The organism is Prosthecobacter sp., assembly GCF_044222565.1.
Lineage (GTDB): Bacteria > Verrucomicrobiota > Verrucomicrobiia > Verrucomicrobiales > Verrucomicrobiaceae > Prosthecobacter.
Genome location: NZ_JBGANA010000030.1, coordinates 13063 through 27750, shown reverse-complemented (window position 1 = coordinate 27750; position 14688 = coordinate 13063). Strand labels below are relative to the sequence as shown.

General features: G+C 59.9%; 14 protein-coding genes. 2 read left to right on the top strand and 12 right to left on the bottom strand.

What is annotated here, in order from left to right:
* Window positions 1–112 precede the first annotated feature (112 nt).
* From ftsY to ACILSR_RS28855, 4 genes are all read right to left on the bottom strand, one after another.
* Window positions 113–958 (bottom strand): signal recognition particle-docking protein FtsY, encoded by an 846-nt coding sequence (gene ftsY / locus ACILSR_RS28870; RefSeq protein ID WP_395753291.1) that lies wholly within the window; start codon window positions 956–958, stop codon window positions 113–115.
* A gap of 232 nt (window positions 959–1190) precedes the next feature.
* Entirely contained in the window at window positions 1191–1643 is a 453-nt protein-coding gene (gene nusB / locus ACILSR_RS28865) for a transcription antitermination factor NusB (RefSeq protein WP_395753290.1), read from the bottom strand.
* 4 nt (window positions 1644–1647) lie between these two features.
* Window positions 1648–2151 carry a 6,7-dimethyl-8-ribityllumazine synthase gene (gene ribH, locus ACILSR_RS28860; RefSeq protein WP_395753289.1) on the bottom strand — a complete coding sequence of 168 codons (504 nt, stop codon included), beginning with the start codon at window positions 2149–2151 and terminating at the stop codon, window positions 1648–1650.
* A 2-nt stretch (window positions 2152–2153) separates the two neighbouring features.
* Window positions 2154–3368, bottom strand: coding sequence for a bifunctional 3,4-dihydroxy-2-butanone-4-phosphate synthase/GTP cyclohydrolase II (locus tag ACILSR_RS28855; protein ID WP_395753288.1), 1215 nt, complete (start codon window positions 3366–3368; stop codon window positions 2154–2156).
* A gap of 135 nt (window positions 3369–3503) precedes the next feature.
* On the opposite strand from ACILSR_RS28855, the gene hprK reads away from it, so the two are divergent.
* Together hprK and ACILSR_RS28845 are read left to right on the top strand one after the other, a co-directional pair.
* Window positions 3504–4472: an HPr(Ser) kinase/phosphatase gene (hprK, locus tag ACILSR_RS28850; RefSeq protein ID WP_395753287.1), complete on the top strand. Its 969-nt coding sequence runs from the start codon at window positions 3504–3506 to the stop codon at window positions 4470–4472.
* Window positions 4473–4495: 23 nt separating this feature from the next.
* A complete protein-coding gene (locus tag ACILSR_RS28845; protein ID WP_395753286.1) occupies window positions 4496–4768 on the top strand; it encodes an HPr family phosphocarrier protein in 273 nt (90 codons plus the stop codon).
* 92 nt (window positions 4769–4860) lie between these two features.
* Here the strand turns inward: ACILSR_RS28845 and ACILSR_RS28840 are convergent, their stop codons facing one another.
* The 8 genes from ACILSR_RS28840 to ACILSR_RS28805 form a co-directional block, all read right to left on the bottom strand.
* A complete protein-coding gene (locus ACILSR_RS28840) occupies window positions 4861–5154 on the bottom strand; it encodes a hypothetical protein (protein ID WP_395753285.1) in 294 nt (97 codons plus the stop codon).
* A gap of 102 nt (window positions 5155–5256) precedes the next feature.
* Window positions 5257–5649, bottom strand: a complete 393-nt coding sequence (gene rpsI / locus ACILSR_RS28835) for a 30S ribosomal protein S9 (protein ID WP_395736162.1) — start codon at window positions 5647–5649, stop codon at window positions 5257–5259.
* 24 nt (window positions 5650–5673) lie between these two features.
* Window positions 5674–6105 (bottom strand): 50S ribosomal protein L13, encoded by a 432-nt coding sequence (rplM, locus tag ACILSR_RS28830; protein WP_395753284.1) that lies wholly within the window; start codon window positions 6103–6105, stop codon window positions 5674–5676.
* A gap of 122 nt (window positions 6106–6227) precedes the next feature.
* Window positions 6228–7232 (bottom strand): HEAT repeat domain-containing protein, encoded by a 1005-nt coding sequence (locus ACILSR_RS28825; RefSeq protein WP_395753283.1) that lies wholly within the window; start codon window positions 7230–7232, stop codon window positions 6228–6230.
* 35 nt (window positions 7233–7267) lie between these two features.
* Window positions 7268–9658: a choice-of-anchor D domain-containing protein gene (locus ACILSR_RS28820; protein ID WP_395753282.1), complete on the bottom strand. Its 2391-nt coding sequence runs from the start codon at window positions 9656–9658 to the stop codon at window positions 7268–7270.
* Between the two features lie 120 nt (window positions 9659–9778).
* A complete protein-coding gene (locus tag ACILSR_RS28815; protein WP_395753281.1) occupies window positions 9779–10639 on the bottom strand; it encodes an alpha/beta hydrolase in 861 nt (286 codons plus the stop codon).
* A 196-nt stretch (window positions 10640–10835) separates the two neighbouring features.
* On the bottom strand, window positions 10836–11348 hold the full coding sequence (locus tag ACILSR_RS28810) for a hypothetical protein (protein ID WP_395753280.1): 513 nt from the start codon (window positions 11346–11348) through the stop codon (window positions 10836–10838).
* Window positions 11349–11524: 176 nt separating this feature from the next.
* The gene (locus ACILSR_RS28805; RefSeq protein WP_395753279.1) at window positions 11525–14653 is read right to left on the bottom strand and encodes a DEAD/DEAH box helicase; all 3129 of its coding nucleotides are present in this window, start codon (window positions 14651–14653) and stop codon (window positions 11525–11527) included.
* Window positions 14654–14688: the final 35 nt, after the last annotated feature.

Genomic DNA, 14688 nt, shown 5'->3' with positions numbered 1-14688 from the left:
GTACCTAGCGGAAGCCATACTCCTTCGACAATATAATTCTTGGGGTGAAACTCACTTCAGCCACAAAGGTACCAATGATTCATTCAAAGGTATCATTTTTGACCACTGAAAGTCACAGCAGCTCTTCGACAAAACGCTTGGAATCAAAGGGCTGGAAGTCTTCGACACGCTCTCCCAGACCGATGAAACGAGCGGGCACGCCAAGCTCCTGCTGGATCGCCACAAGCACACCTCCTTTGCCACTACCGTCCAGCTTGGTGACAATGACACCGGTCAAAGGAATGATCTTATGGAATTCACGCGCCTGCTGCAAAGCGTTGGAGCCGGTGGTGGCATCACAGACGAGCAGCACTTCGTGTGGTGAGGAGGGATCTTTGCGTCCGAGGATGCGGTGGATCTTCTTGAGCTCCTCCATCAGGTTGTGCTTTGTGTGCAGACGTCCGGCGGTGTCGCAGATGAGGAAATCAGCCTGTGTCTTGAGCGCCTTTTCATAACCCTCAAAGCACACGGAGGCGGGATCTCCATTCGGCGGCCCTTTGACGAGCGGAATCTTCAAACGCTCCGCCCAGACGGTGAGCTGCTCCACGGCGGCGGCGCGGAAGGTGTCCGCGGCGGCGAGCACCACCTTGTGCCCGCGCTGATGCAGTATGTGCGCCAGCTTGGCGGTGCTGGTGGTCTTGCCAGTGCCGTTCACGCCGACGATGAGCAGCACCTTGGGCTTCCCTGGGATGGGTTCGAGAGAGGCCACGGACTCGGGCAAAATCTTGCGCACATGCTCACGCGCCACCTGCACGATGTCCGCGCCATGCAGCGTGCGCTGGCGGGACTTCAGGTCTGCCACGATCTGCAGAGCCAGGCGCGGACCGAGGTCTCCGGAGATGAGAGAGGCTTCGAGATCGTCCCAGTCGATGTCGGGCTTGGTAAAACGCTGGATGAGGGATTTGAAAAAACCGGCCATATAAAAATGACGAAATCAGAATGACGAATGACTGAAAGCGAGGGCGGCAGGACAAGCCGGAGGAGAAACCACTAATCGGACACTAATCGAACACTAATGATGAGGTTTCGGAGGATTGGATCCCTGGAGAATCAGATTTCTGGAGGATTGGATTAGTGTGTGATTAGTGTTCGATTAGTGGTTTGCTTTGAAGTTTGGGATTGCCTGTATCACGAATCACCACTGACCCGAGCTAGGCGTCCGCCGCGCTGATGGGATTTTCCACTTTTTTCGGCTCAGGACTGCGCAGCGACTTTGCCAGCTTGTCCAGCACGCCATTGACGAAGGACCCGGACTCACCAGCGCTGAGCGCCTTGGCGATGTCGATGGCCTCGTTCAAAATGACCGGCGTAGGAACATCCGGGCAGTAGAGCAGTTCAAACGAAGCCACGCGCAGCACGTTGCGATCCACGGCGGCGAGGCGCTCAAAGCTGAAATTTTCCAGCAGCCGGGTGATCCCGGAGTCGATCTGCTCCTGGTGCGCGAGCACGCCTTTGATGAGGTTTTCGGCAAAGGCACGGGTGGAGGCCTTGGCGCTGTGCAGCGTCCAGAACACATCGGCATCTTCGGGCTTGGTCTGCCCCTGGAGATCACGGGCAAAGAGAAATTGAATGGCGGCCTCGCGGCCTTCGCGGCGTCTTCCCATGGTGTTAGGCGTGGTCAACGGGTTCGCCGGCAAAGCTGGCCTTCATTTTGCCAAACAGATTGATCATTTTGACACAGGTCTGGGCGGCCTCCGTGCCGCGGTTGATGGTGGCCCCCAGGCAGCGCTCCTCCGCCTGCTCCTCCGTGCTGACCAGCAGCACTTCATGAATGACGGGAATGCAATGGCGCACGGCCATCTGCTGCAGCGCATCGGTCACTGAAGCGCCGACGAGATCCGCATGCTCGGTGGAGCCGCGGATGATGACGCCCAGCGTGATCACGGCATCCGGAGCGCTGCCACGCAGCACATGCTCCACGCAGACGGGAATCTCGAAGGCGCCGGGCACCCGGTAAACATCGACGGAGGCATTGGGAGCAATGACCTCGATTTCTTCCCGGGCGGCATTGAGCAGGCCCTGCACAAACTGGTTGTTATACAAAGAGGCGACGATCGCGATGTTGATCGGCTCCTGGGTGGGACGTGGACGGCTGGAGGCGTAATTGGACATGATTAAAGCTTGTGGCCCATCTTCTTCTTTTTGGTTTCGAGATACTTCGCGTTCTCGGGATGAGGAGGTGATTTAACGGGGACTTGTTCGATGATTTCGAGCTTGTGACCTTCAAGGCCGACGACCTTGCGGGGATTGTTGGTCATGAGCAGGATCTTGCGCACGCCGAGATCGGAGATGATCTGCGCACCGATGCCGTAGTCGCGCAGGTCCATGGGGAAGCCGAGCTTCAGATTGGCCTCGACGGTGTCAAAGCCCTGCTCCTGGAGCTTGTAGGCCATGATCTTGCCATGCAGACCGATGCCGCGCCCTTCATGGCCGCGCATGTAAACGATGATCCCCTTCCCTGCCTGCGCGATGTGGCGCATGGCGGCATGCAGCTGGCTGCCGCAGTCACAGCGGCGGGAGCCAAACACATCGCCAGTGAGGCACTCGCTGTGCACACGCACCAGCACAGGCTCGTCCGGCGAGATGTCGCCCATGGCCAGGGCCACGTGGTGCACGCCATCGAGGCTGCTCTTGTAGAGGTGCAGCTTGAAGGTGCCGAAGTCGGTGGGCATGTCCACGACCTCGATCTTTTCCACCAGCTTTTCACTCAGGCGGCGGTGCGCGATGAGATCGGCAATGCTGCACATCTTGAGACCGTGCTTCTTGGCAAATTTCTTCAGGTGCGGCAGGCGCGCCATGGTGCCATCGGGATTCATGATCTCGATCAGAACACCCGCTTCGCGCAATCCGGCTAGGCGGGCGAGATCAACGGCGGCCTCGGTATGCCCGGCGCGGCGGAGCACGCCGCCTGGCTTGGCCACGAGGGGATTGATGTGACCGGGCTGCACCAGATCCTCCGGTTTCGTTTTGGCGTCTGCCAGCAGGCGGATGGTGCGGGTGCGGTCCGCGGCGCTGATGCCGGTGCTGATGCCCTTGGCAGCGTCCACCGTCACGGTAAAGTCGGTGCGGAAGGCCTCGCGGTTCTCCGGCACCATGCTGGGGAGATTGAGTTTTTCGGCGATCTCGAGGGAGACAGGCACGCAAAGCATGCCGCCGCCCTGGCGCACCATGAAGTTCACCATTTCGGCGGTGATTTTTTCGGCGGCGCAGATCAGATCGCCTTCATTTTCGCGGTCTTCGTCGTCGGTGACGATGACCATGCGGCCGGCGCGAATGTCTGCGAGAACAGACTCCACGGAGTCGAAAACGGATTCCTTTTTGCGGGGCATGGGAGAGGTGGGAAAGAGCCGGTGCCGCGGGGTGCGGCGTCTGGGGGTGGATGACTTAGCCGATTGGGGGACTGTTTTCCAGTGCGAGTTGGTTTTTCGTTGCCGTCCGAGACAAGCTTCGCGTAATGTCAGGTCATGCCGCCTCCGACCAAAGTTAAACGTCCGCCATCGGTGACGGTGGGGGAGTTTTTCACGCTGAATGAAAAATCGCTGAGGCTGAAGCTGGTTGGGTCTGACGCCGGCTACTCCCGCAAGATCAGCGAGCCCTCGGTGAACCGCCCCGGTCTGGCGCTGTCTGGGTTTTTCACCTACTTTGCCTACAAGCGCGTGCAGGTGATCGGCAATTCCGAGCACTCCTTCCTCCAAGGCCTGGACCCGAAGCTGCGCGCCGCGCGCTTCAGCCAGCTCTGCTCCTGGGACATTCCCTGCATCGTGGTGGCACGCGGGCACCGTATTGATGACGATCTCATCCAGATTGCCAACAGCGCGGGCATCTCGGTGTTTCAGACGAGCATGATGACGATGAAGTTCCTCAACGCCGCCACCATCAAGCTGGAGTGGGCCTTTGCTCCCACTCTGCTGGTGCATGGCTGCCTGGTGGACGTGCAGGGCCTCGGCGTGCTGATCCAGGGAGACAGCGGCTGCGGCAAGAGCGAAAGCGTGATCGGCCTGCTGCAGCGCGGTGCCAGCCTGGTGGCGGACGACGCCGTGCGGCTGCGCCTGATCGAAGACCGCGAAATCGTGGGCTCGGCCCCGGAGATCACCCGCGGGATGATTGAAATTCGCGGACTGGGCATCCTGAACGTGGCGGCGCTCTTCGGCGTGAGCGCGGTGCGCCTGAGCAAGCGGCTGGACCTGATCGTGGAACTGGTGCGCGGCGCCAAGACGGAGGACCTGGAGCGCGTCGGGGTAAACACGGAAGCCCGCGACATCATGGGACTCAAAGTGGGCCGGGTGCAGTTGCCGGTGGAACCGGGGCGGGACGTGGCCGGATTGATCGTACTGGCGGCCATCAACTTCAAGCTGCGCACCTTCGGCTATAACAGCGCCGTAGAGTTTGACCAAAGGTTGTTGAAAAAGATGGCGGATGATCAATTAGGTTAATGCAGCTCCCTTCCCCTCCCCTCATGAGCATTCAAAAAGAACTAACGATCCGCAACAAAATGGGCATGCATGCACGCCCGGCGGCGCAGTTCGTCAAACGCGCCAGCAAATACCAGTGCGACGTTTGGGTGGAGAAAGACGACGAACCGGTGAATGGCAAAAGCATCATGGGCCTCATGATGCTCGCCGCTGGTCGTGGCGAGACCATCAAGATCATTGCGGACGGGAATGATGCCGAAGCAGCGGTGGCGGACCTGGAAGAACTGGTGGCCTCGGGTTTTGGGGACGCCGAGTGAATTTATGATTTACGATTTCGGAAACCCGCGCACAAGAAGCGACTGGGCCGTCTCCCAAATCATAAATCGTAAATCATAAATAGAGCGCTCCGCTATTTCTTCGGCTCCGCTTTACCTGCCTCCGCCTTCTTCGCCTCCTCCGGCCTTCCCGCCGAAACCCGGATCTCCTGCGTCTCTTCCTCCTTCGGCGGCGGCGCTTCCTTCAGAAGTTGCAACATCATGCTGCCGATGATGTAGATCAGCCCGCCACCAATGCCTGCGCCTATGGCGATGAAGCGGCGCTGCCAGGTGTGCTCGCGGTCGATGGCATACCAGAAGCGCATGCAGAAGAGGATCCAGACGATGCTGGCAACGAGAACGAGGAGATGGCCGGAGGGCATGGACATGAGGCGGAGTTTGGACCGAATTTGGCTGCCAGCGACAGAAAAAACAAAACCCCGCACTGGGCGGGGCTTTGCACACATCGAGCTGTAACAATGGAAGGCGAATTAACGCTTGGAGAACTGGAAGCGTTTGCGGGCGCCTGGGCGGCCGGGCTTCTTACGTTCCTTGGCGCGGGAGTCACGAGTGAGCAGACCGTTCTGCTTGAGGACGCCGCGAAGCTCAGGATTCACGCCGATGAGGGCGCGGGCGATGCCAAGGCGGACTGCGCCGACCTGGCCGGTGCTGCCACCGCCGCTGGCGTTCACCTTGAAATCATAGGTCTGACGGGAATTCGTGAGAGCCAGGGGGAACAGAATCTGGTTCTGCAGGGCGACGGTCGGGAAGTATTCTTCGAAGTCGCGTCCGTTGACGGTGATGCTTCCGGCTCCTTCAGTGATGAAGACGCGGGCGATGGCGGTCTTGCGGCGGCCGGTGGCGGTTTTGAGAGGCTTGCTCATGCTAAGGGTGACGATGGGAAAAAATTAAGCGACGGCGAAGGGCTTCGGATTCTGCGCCTCATGCGGATGCTCCGCACCTGCATAGATCTTGAGCTTGCCCAGGACGGAGCGGCCAAGGCGGTTGTGCGGGACCATGCCCTTCACAGCGCGCTCGACGAGAAGCTGAGGGCGGCGGGCGCGGACGCGCTCGACGTTCTCGATCTTCTGATTGCCGACGTAGCCAGCCTTCGAGGTGTAGATCTTCTGGGTTTCCTTCTTGCCGGTAAGTTTGACTTCGGCGGCGTTCAGCACGACCACGAAATCACCGGTGTCAACGTGCGGGGTGAAAGTGGGCTTGGTCTTGCCGCGCAGGAGATTGGCGGCTGCGACTGCGACATCTCCAAGAACCTGGTTCTTGGCGTCGATGACCCACCATGTGGGGTTGTGCTCCTGGGCTTTTGCTGAAAACGTCTTCATGAATTCTGTGTACGAAAATCTTCCGAGAGGGGAAGAAGGGGGCCGCGATGGTAAAAGGAATGGCCGGGGTGTCAAGGTCAAAACCGAGTTATTCACAATGAAAAATCATTCCGCCTCCTGAATCAATTCGCCGGCTGCTGTTTGAGCCCCTGCATGGCCTGGCTCAGGGAGGCCACAATGTCCTCCGGCAGCCCCGGTGTGGCGCTGTGCTGCGCCAGCCATCCGGCTGCCTGGGGATTCGAGACACTCTGCAGGGCGGCGAGCACTGCCTGACGGTAGTCTGGGTTCGTGTCTCCCACCCGAAAAGCGGCACCCAGCACACCGTCCAGCGCCTCAGGCGTACCGATGCGTGCGAGGGACTGCACCGCAGCGTACTGCAGAGGCAGCTCAGGCGCATCGCGCACGAGATCGCTCAGAGCACCGATGGCGGAGGGATTGCTGATGCCACCCAGTGCGGAAAGCACGCTCTGCGGCTGTTCGGGGATGCTGGGAGGCTCGCGATACAGCTCGGTGAGAAACTGCACGGTATCGTCCGTGGCCAGGCGCGCGACGACGCCGGAAAGACTGCTGCGCAGAGAGGGATCTGAAACCACCGAGAGAGAAGAGGTCAGCGTTTCCAGCCCGAGGCTGTTCTGCACGGCGTCGAGCTGATCTAAAACGGCGGACCGCTCCTGCGGAGACGTGATGTTTACCAAAGAGAGCACCAGTTGATTGACAGCCTCGCTGCTGCCCATGCGGACGAGCGTGGCTGCCAGCACTGTTTTGGCTGGCACGCCTTTGGCACTGCGCAGCGCTGCTCCGAGATCATCCACCGCCCCTTCCCCGAGCTTGCTCAGGTCATCCACCAGCTCTTGAAATTCGGATTCCGTGGCCAGCTCCGATTTCTGAATCGCTTCATTGATCAGGCGTAATGCGGCCGAATCTGTCGGGGGAGACTCCTGAGGCGGAGCCGTCTGCGCAGGACCTGCCATCGACTTCTTTATGGGCGCGGCCTTTTTCACCACGGCCTGCTCCGGCTGAGGTATCACCTCCACACGCTGGGGCACCAGTTTCCAAACAAGCATGATCACGATCACCGCCAGGGTGGCCGTGATGATCTCATGCTGACGCTGGCTCAATGGGATCACGCTGATGGGACAATGCACTCAGGCGCTGCGTTCCGCTACTGGCTTGTTCCGGTAAGAACCGCATTGTAGGAACCCGCACTCGGATTGGGGCTGGTGAACGCTATGGCTGAAATGAAGCTGGTCGCTGAGACGGCGGGATTGAACTGCACCTGAACCACGCTCGACTGCCCAGGAGCGAGAGTCATGGACTGCACACTCACGATCTTGAAAGCTGGAGGACGATAGGTCCACTTGCCCCCTGTCTTTGTCGCTGTCTGATTGCTCAGGCTCACATTGAACTGAAGCTGCCCGGAGCCTGTATTCGTGACCGTGAATGTGTTGGCCACGGGCACTCCCACCGTCGTCACACCATAGCTGGCGACGCCACCGGAGGCCACCGTGCCAGCTGAAAACGCGACTGAGATGCGGCCCGAGTTGGGATTCGGATTGATGTGGCCGGTCAGGTTGACGCGGTAAGGCACACCGGGCGTGACGTTGTTATAGATGAGAAGCTGCGCGGCCTTGTCCCCCAGCGTGAACGCATTCAGGCTGAGTTGAACGTTGGCAGACTTCCCTGCGGCGATGCTCGTCGGCAGCGGAAAGGGACCGGCAATGCGGAAGTCCAGCGCCTGGGCGGTCGAGGCGGCGTATGGAGAAAAGATCCCGCAAAGCGCGGCAAAATCCTTCGCATTGAATCCGGTGACTGCCGGGAGGCTGGACACAGCATTGGCTGGGGCGATCAGCCAGCCGGTCAGCTTGAGATCAGACTTGCCCGCATTGGATATGGTGAGGGTTTGCGAGGCGGGAACGCCCACGACGGTGTCACCAAAGGCCAGCGTGCCGCCGGATGAAATTGCCGTGGAGCCGGAGCTGGCGGAGATCTGCGCCGTTGAGCCGGTGACTACACCCGTGAGCGCCACAGAGAAGGGATTCTGCGTGCTGTCGTTGCTGCCCACCAAGAGGTTGGCGGCGGCTGTGCCCGCAACGTTTGTCTTCATGCCCACACGCACCGTCGTGGAACCACCGGCGGGAATGCGCGCAGTGGGCGATGTGACGATGGTGAAACCCGGTGCACTGGCGATGACCGCCGAGGTGCCAGCGGACGTTTGCAAAGACACGGAAACGACGAGGTCTGAGTTGCCCACGTTTGCCAGCACGAAGTCCTGCGTCACCACCGCAGCGCCTTGCGTGGCCGTGCCGAAATCAACACTCGCGCCATTGGCCAGACTGGTGGCTCCCTGGCTGACAGCCAGCACAGGCGGCGGCAGTGCCGTAGTGCTGTAGGTGCTCAGCGAGGGGATGAGCGTGGAGGCGGCTGGAGAGCCCAGGCCCGTCACCAGATCGTACGCCACCGTGGCGAGAAATCCGCCGTTCGAACCGGCGGTGATGTCACGGAAGTCCGGAGTGAAACTCGTGGCCGCCAGGTAATACAACGCCTCAGCAGGAGCCGACAAAGCTTTGGAGCGGGAGCTGTTCACCAAGGCTGAAAGAGCCGCCCACTGCGGGGCACCTGCGCTGGTGCCTCCGACGGTGATCCAGCCGCTCGTGCCGCCGTAGTTGCTGATGTAAACGGGAAAGCCGGTGGCGGGATCGGCGGCATAGCTCACATCCGGAATGCTGCGGTTCGCGCTCGACTGCCAGCCGTTTTGGAAGCCGGGCCTCGTTTCATAAATGCTGACACCACCGCCGCTGCCTGACCATCCTGTTTCAGACAGCACATTGCCCACGGCATCCAGATGGAGCGTGGTGCCGCCCACACTGATCACATACGGTGAAGCAGCAGGCCATGAGGTGCCTGCGCCACTGTCGCCAGATGCGGCGAAAAAGCTCACGCCGGGCACATTGAAATGGTAGTCGAAACCGGTCTGCCCCGGAAACTCATTGCTGCCCCAGCTCATGGAGACCTGCGACGCCCCCTGACTGACGGCATAATCCACGGCGCCGAGCAGATTGCTGAGCGAGGCGGTCCTCGCGATCACCACGAGGATTTTGGCTCCGGGGGCGATGGCGTGCGCCCATTCCACGTCCAGCGACGTCTCCAAGGCCCAGCCGCTGTTTGCCGCAGGCGCTCCCTGCGGATAAGCCACGGTGATATTGGCGGCAGGCAGGCCAAAGGCCGCACAAAACGCGGCCACATCCTGCTGCAGGGTGGGGCTGCCATAGGCATCCACAATCGCGATGGTCTGGCCGCTGCCATCTCCTGTGATCTGGTCAAAACCATAGGCCCTGCGCAGTTGGGCCGGGGAGTGACCGGAAATGCCGCTGGAGGCACTGGGGCGGGCGGTGCCGCGCATGCCGCCGTGGGTCCAGAGGGGGGGCCGTGCATTGACGGGGTCCGTCAGCCGAGAATCCCCACGCCGGACAAAGCTTTGCGCGCCAGCTTGGGAAACCGCACCGAGCAGGAGCAGCGTGACAAGGCAAAGGGTATCAAACGACGTTTTTTTCATGAGGCTCAAAACTTCCACATCAGGTGGGGGGAGTCCTGCTTATGGCACAGAATGTCCTATCAAACCAGAACGAGGCGAAAATGTCACGCCGATTTCTTGAGCCCCGTGTAGGCGTCACACCTACTTCCGCCACAGCCACTTCATCGCTTCAGGAAAGATGCTGGCGCCGTGTTTGCTGTTATGAGCCCCATCTCCAAACGTGAAGGTGTAGTCGTACTTCTGGTAGGCCAGCGCCTTGGCCATCTGCTGATTCGCCAGCGGCCAGTTGCCGAAGGGATTGTCCAGATCGCTGCTGCCATCCTGCAGGTAGATGCGCAGCGGCTTGCGCTCGGTGAGGCGGATGATCGAAGGATAGACATGGCCTCCGGCGAGATCGACGTAGCTGCCGATGGTGGAGAACACCTTGCGGAATTTGTCAGGCCGCTCCCAGGCCACGGTGAAGGCACAAATGGCCCCGCTGCTGGCTCCGGCGATGGCCCAGCCCTCCGGGTTCTCCGTCAGCTTGTAGTCCTTCTGAACCTGCGGGATGATTTCCTCGAGCAAGAAGCGCGCGTAAGTGTCTCCCAGCGTATTGTACTCCTTGCCCCGGTTGTTGTTCTTCCACGCGCTCTGCGGCTTCGTTTCCCCGCTGTGGCCGGGATTGATGAAGATGGCGATGGTGGGCTGCATGTCGCCACTGGCGATGAGGTTATCAAACACCACCGGCACCCGCCACGCGCCCTTCAAACCGACGTAGTCATGCCCATCCTGAAACACCATGAGGTTCGCGGGCTGATCGGCCTTGTACTGCGCCGGCACATAGATCCACCAGTCACGCTTCGTGCCGGGGTAGATCTTCGACTCATGCGCCGGCATGGGAATGACCTGCCCTTTTGGCACGTCAGGCTTCTCCTGCGAGAGCGGGCCGAGCTTGTAGTCGTCCACCGCGAGGGCGGAGAGGGAGAAGGACAAGAGGAGCGGCAGGAGATGGCGGGGAGACATGGTGGGAAGGAAAGCGATATACGGGGGAAAGGTCAAGAATTCGTGAACGCTTGCCCCCCCCCCATAGGTCACCCACGGCCTTCATGAATGAATGACATCAAGGACGAAGCATTCCTTTCCGGCCACTTCGGAAAAGAAATTGAGTATCTGTGCAACAGCGGCTTCATCACCAAATAATTTGCCGTTACAACCTTCGCTACATGGTTGAACGAGTTCCTGAAGCTTTGCTAATCTGCGCTGTTATCTTCGCATACTCAGTCTCAGTTACCGAACGTTTAGAGGCCACGGAACCGTCGCGATTCATGACCACTACAATGTTGTTGCCATCCACAGGTTTGCTTGCGTGAAATGAAGCAGCTAGTGATGGATCCACCAGAACTGTCCCTTCCACTACAAATTTTGTTTCACCAAAAATGTAGGGAATGTAAAAAAAGGAACGCGTCAAAACACCATCTACCAGTGCAACTCCCCCGGGCACGGATTCAATAGCTCTATCGACAGCTTGTTTCGGGCTTGGCACACCTGTGGGAAACAAAACGATGATTTTTTTAGCGTCTGTCCCCGTAGCACGCTTAGGATGCCGCTTGAATGAAGCAGCATGAGAAAGGTCCACATTTTTTGTGGAAATAATGGTAAAGTCCACCAACCGCGTCGTGCAACTGGAGAGAAGGATAACGAATGATGATGCGATCAGAGAAGCTTTATTCATACCGAGATTCGATAAATCACTGCTTTATATTCTTAGTTTATATACACAAATATCATCAAAAGACTGATTGATTGCTCCGGGCTTGTCAAGCTGCATTAACCACAAGGTTTCCTGCTAATAACTCCGGTCGTTTTCTCATTTTTAAGCGCTCTCAACCACCTAAAGACGAATTTTCTTCATCCCCCGATCAGCTCCTCCAAATCCTCCTCCGTCAGCCCTTCCATCATCGGGGCCTGGTCATTGAGGGCGGCTTCCACGAGCCCGCGCTTTTGGGCCTGCAGTTTGAGGATGCGCTCCTCCACGGTGCCACGGATGGCGAGGCGGTAGGCATTCACGACCTTCTGCTGACCGATGCGGTGGGCGCGGTCGATGGCCTGGGATTCCACGGCGGGGTTCCACCAAGGATCGGCGAGGATGACGTTGTCGGCAGCGGTGAGGTTCAAGCCGTAGCCGCCGGCCTTGAGGCTGATGAGGAAAATGCGGCAGTTTGGGTCTTTCTGGAAGCGCTCGACCTGCGCCGGGCGGTCCTGGCTGCTGCCGTCCAGATAGGCGTGGTCGAGTTTTTCGGCCTTGAGGTGGTCGCGCATGAGGCGCAGGAACTGCACGAACTGGCTGAATACGAGCAGCTTGCCGCCGGATTCCATGACGGACTCGATCTGCCCGAGCAGCGCGGGCCATTTGCCGGAGAGGTCCTCCTGGTCCAGGCCTTTGAGGGCGTCTGGCTGCACGCCGGTGAGGCGGAGGTCGCAGCAGACCTGGCGCAGGCGCAGCAAGACGGTGAACATGGTCATCTTGGCCCCGCCCTGGCCGGAGCGGCGGCGGGCGGCCTTGATCTCCTCGCGGCCCTCTTCCAGAATCCGGCGGTAGAACTCCGTCTGCGCCGCGCTGGGGGTGCACCACAGCACCTGCTCGATTTTCTCCGGCAGGTCCTTGAGCACCTGGCGTTTGGTGCGGCGGAGGAAGTAGGGCAGCGTCAGTTTCTGCAGGCGCTGGGCGGCGGCCCGTCCGGCGGGCAGGTCCAGCCCGGACTGGATGGGGCTCTCGAAACGCTCTTTGAAGGAGCTCTGATTCCCCAAATACCCCGGCAGGGTGAACTGGAAGATGGACCACAAATCCCGCACGCCGTTCTCCAGCGGCGTCCCGGTAAGGGCAATCCGCCCGCCCGAATTGAGGCCGCGGAGGGTCTTGGCGGCATCCGTATCGGGGTTTTTGATAAAGCTGGCTTCATCCAAAAGAATCAAACCAAATCGAATAGCTTGGTAATATTTAATATCTCTGATGATCAATTGATAAGAGGTCAATATCACGTCATGCGCGGGGATCGTGGCCAAGGCTTTTTCGCGCCCTGCGCCCTGCACCAGCAGCACCTTGAGGGTGGGGGCGAAGCGCTCAAACTCGGACTGCCAGTTGCTCAGCAGCGATTTCGGGCAGACCACCAGGATGGGGCCGCTCTGGTCACCTTTACGCTGCTTGATAAAGAGGGCCAGCGCGATGCTCTGGACGGTTTTGCCCAGGCCCATCTCATCGGCCAAGATGCCGCCACGGCCACGCAGGATGCGGGAGGTCATCCAGCAGACGCCGTCCATTTGATAAGGCCGGAGCATGCCAGCCAAGGCACCGATCTCGGCCTGCACCTCCTCATTTGTAACGGTAATCTCGTTAGCCTTTTCTCCAGTGGCGTCGCCAAAGTAGGCCGCATGCGCCCCGTGGACCCGTGCACCCTCGGGGGTGAGTTCCAGTGGGACATCCCGCAGCGATTCCTCCAAATCATCCACAGCGGCGATATCGAGAATATAACGCTTCCCATTCTTACCCTGAACGGACCTTTGGCCCGACCGGACCAGCCGCAGCACCTCGGCACGCGGTAAGCGGAAGCCGTCCGAAGATTCGTAGCTCAGCTCCATGCTGAGCCAATCGCCACCACTGTTCCCCTGCCCTGACGGTGGGACAAACTGAGTCTTGGGCGCGATCCGATGGATTCCACGCGTTGCCGAACGCCAGCGCTCACCTTCTGTAACGGTGGCAAAGTTACGCAAAAGCAACATTTCGGAAGCATAGAAGCGGAGGACGTTCTCGCTGCCCTGCAGCCGCCACACCTGCCCCTCCGGCTTAAATCCCAGGCTCTGCAATTGCCGCAACAGGCGCGATTCTCCCTCTATGTTACGAGCATAAAATAAAAAAGTATTCGATTCATCCTGAATGGGAAAGGTAACTCCAACTGGCTCACCATACGTAACCAGCCAGCGGTTAGAATTGTAACGCGCATACAGTTTCGCATCCACCACCTGCAAAGACCCGTCCAACTGGATTTCGAAGGTGCAGGGCACCGGCGTTACATGGAAATGCTCCAGTCCAGCACCCCGCAGCTCAAGCTGAAAGCACTCTCCCAAAGCCTCGCCCTGCTCGGCTAGCCAGCGTAACGGCTTGGTAACGGCCGATCTGCTCAACTCCCCCGCCAGGGCTGTCAGGACGGGGCTGTCTGAAATGTGGCGAAACAGGGTGGCAGTCTCCTGGCAGATCCACCAAGATCCCATCACGTGCCGATGCTGTGCCCCCTCCAACTTGAGGCGCACATTCTGAGCATCAACGGACTCCGCCACTAGCGGGAGCCGCACCAGTTCCGGGGCCACATGCAGCGCCCGTTCCTGGCCGTTGGGCTTGCCCACAAACACCCGGGGGTGCTCCGCCAGGGTCTGCAGGAAGGCGTTCAAGCTCTCGCCTCTGAGCGAGATGGGGAGGCTCTGCGGCTGCTTCACCCCCTGCCCGGCCAGCCACGCTGCGAAAAGGGAGGTCTCGCCCTCGCCCCCGGGTTCGAACTTCACAAAGACGCCAAACGGCTCCCGGACCTGCCCCTGAAGCAGCGGCTCCGGCAGGTAGAGGGAGTAGCGCCCCGCGATCTTCTGCGGCGCCAGCGCAGGCTGGGGTTTGGGTATTGGAGTTCCACCTTTAGCCGGTCCGGAAGCTCCAGAGCCGGCTAAAGCCGGTGATGCGCTACCCGATCCCCCTGACCGCGGCCTACCCGCCCCGCTTTGCTCCCGCACATGCGCCAGGGCCACGGCCAGGGCGTGCTCGCACATCATGCCGCTGCGGCGGGCATGGGGGCAGGTGCAGAGGTTTTCCACGTCCGAGGAAGTGCGGATGCGCAGACCGGTGGTAAATTTCATCTTTCCCGAGCCTGCCGTGCCCCGGATCATGCCGTCACTGCTGCTGGTCACGACCGCCAGACCGGCGTCCACCAGGGAGCGGGCGGACTTCATCACCGCCCATCCGCCGATTTCTCCGAGCCATTTCTCTGTGATTTCCATTTCGTGCTGGCGTGTCCCATGGTTTATCTGCAAAG

Coding starts and splice junctions, on each gene's coding strand:
- ACILSR_RS28840 (WP_395753285.1), bottom strand. CDS start 5,154: ATGTCCATGCCCTCCGGCCATCTCCTCGTTCTCGTTGCCAGCATCGTC.
- rpsI (WP_395736162.1), bottom strand. CDS start 5,649: ATGAGCAAGCCTCTCAAAACCGCCACCGGCCGCCGCAAGACCGCCATC.
- ACILSR_RS28845 (WP_395753286.1), top strand. CDS start 4,496: ATGAGCATTCAAAAAGAACTAACGATCCGCAACAAAATGGGCATGCAT.
- rplM (WP_395753284.1), bottom strand. CDS start 6,105: ATGAAGACGTTTTCAGCAAAAGCCCAGGAGCACAACCCCACATGGTGG.
- ACILSR_RS28810 (WP_395753280.1), bottom strand. CDS start 11,348: ATGAATAAAGCTTCTCTGATCGCATCATCATTCGTTATCCTTCTCTCC.
- ACILSR_RS28805 (WP_395753279.1), bottom strand. CDS start 14,653: ATGGAAATCACAGAGAAATGGCTCGGAGAAATCGGCGGATGGGCGGTG.
- ACILSR_RS28815 (WP_395753281.1), bottom strand. CDS start 10,639: ATGTCTCCCCGCCATCTCCTGCCGCTCCTCTTGTCCTTCTCCCTCTCC.
- nusB (WP_395753290.1), bottom strand. CDS start 1,643: ATGGGAAGACGCCGCGAAGGCCGCGAGGCCGCCATTCAATTTCTCTTT.
- hprK (WP_395753287.1), top strand. CDS start 3,504: ATGCCGCCTCCGACCAAAGTTAAACGTCCGCCATCGGTGACGGTGGGG.
- ACILSR_RS28855 (WP_395753288.1), bottom strand. CDS start 3,368: ATGCCCCGCAAAAAGGAATCCGTTTTCGACTCCGTGGAGTCTGTTCTC.
- ftsY (WP_395753291.1), bottom strand. CDS start 958: ATGGCCGGTTTTTTCAAATCCCTCATCCAGCGTTTTACCAAGCCCGAC.
- ACILSR_RS28820 (WP_395753282.1), bottom strand. CDS start 9,658: ATGAAAAAAACGTCGTTTGATACCCTTTGCCTTGTCACGCTGCTCCTG.
- ribH (WP_395753289.1), bottom strand. CDS start 2,151: ATGTCCAATTACGCCTCCAGCCGTCCACGTCCCACCCAGGAGCCGATC.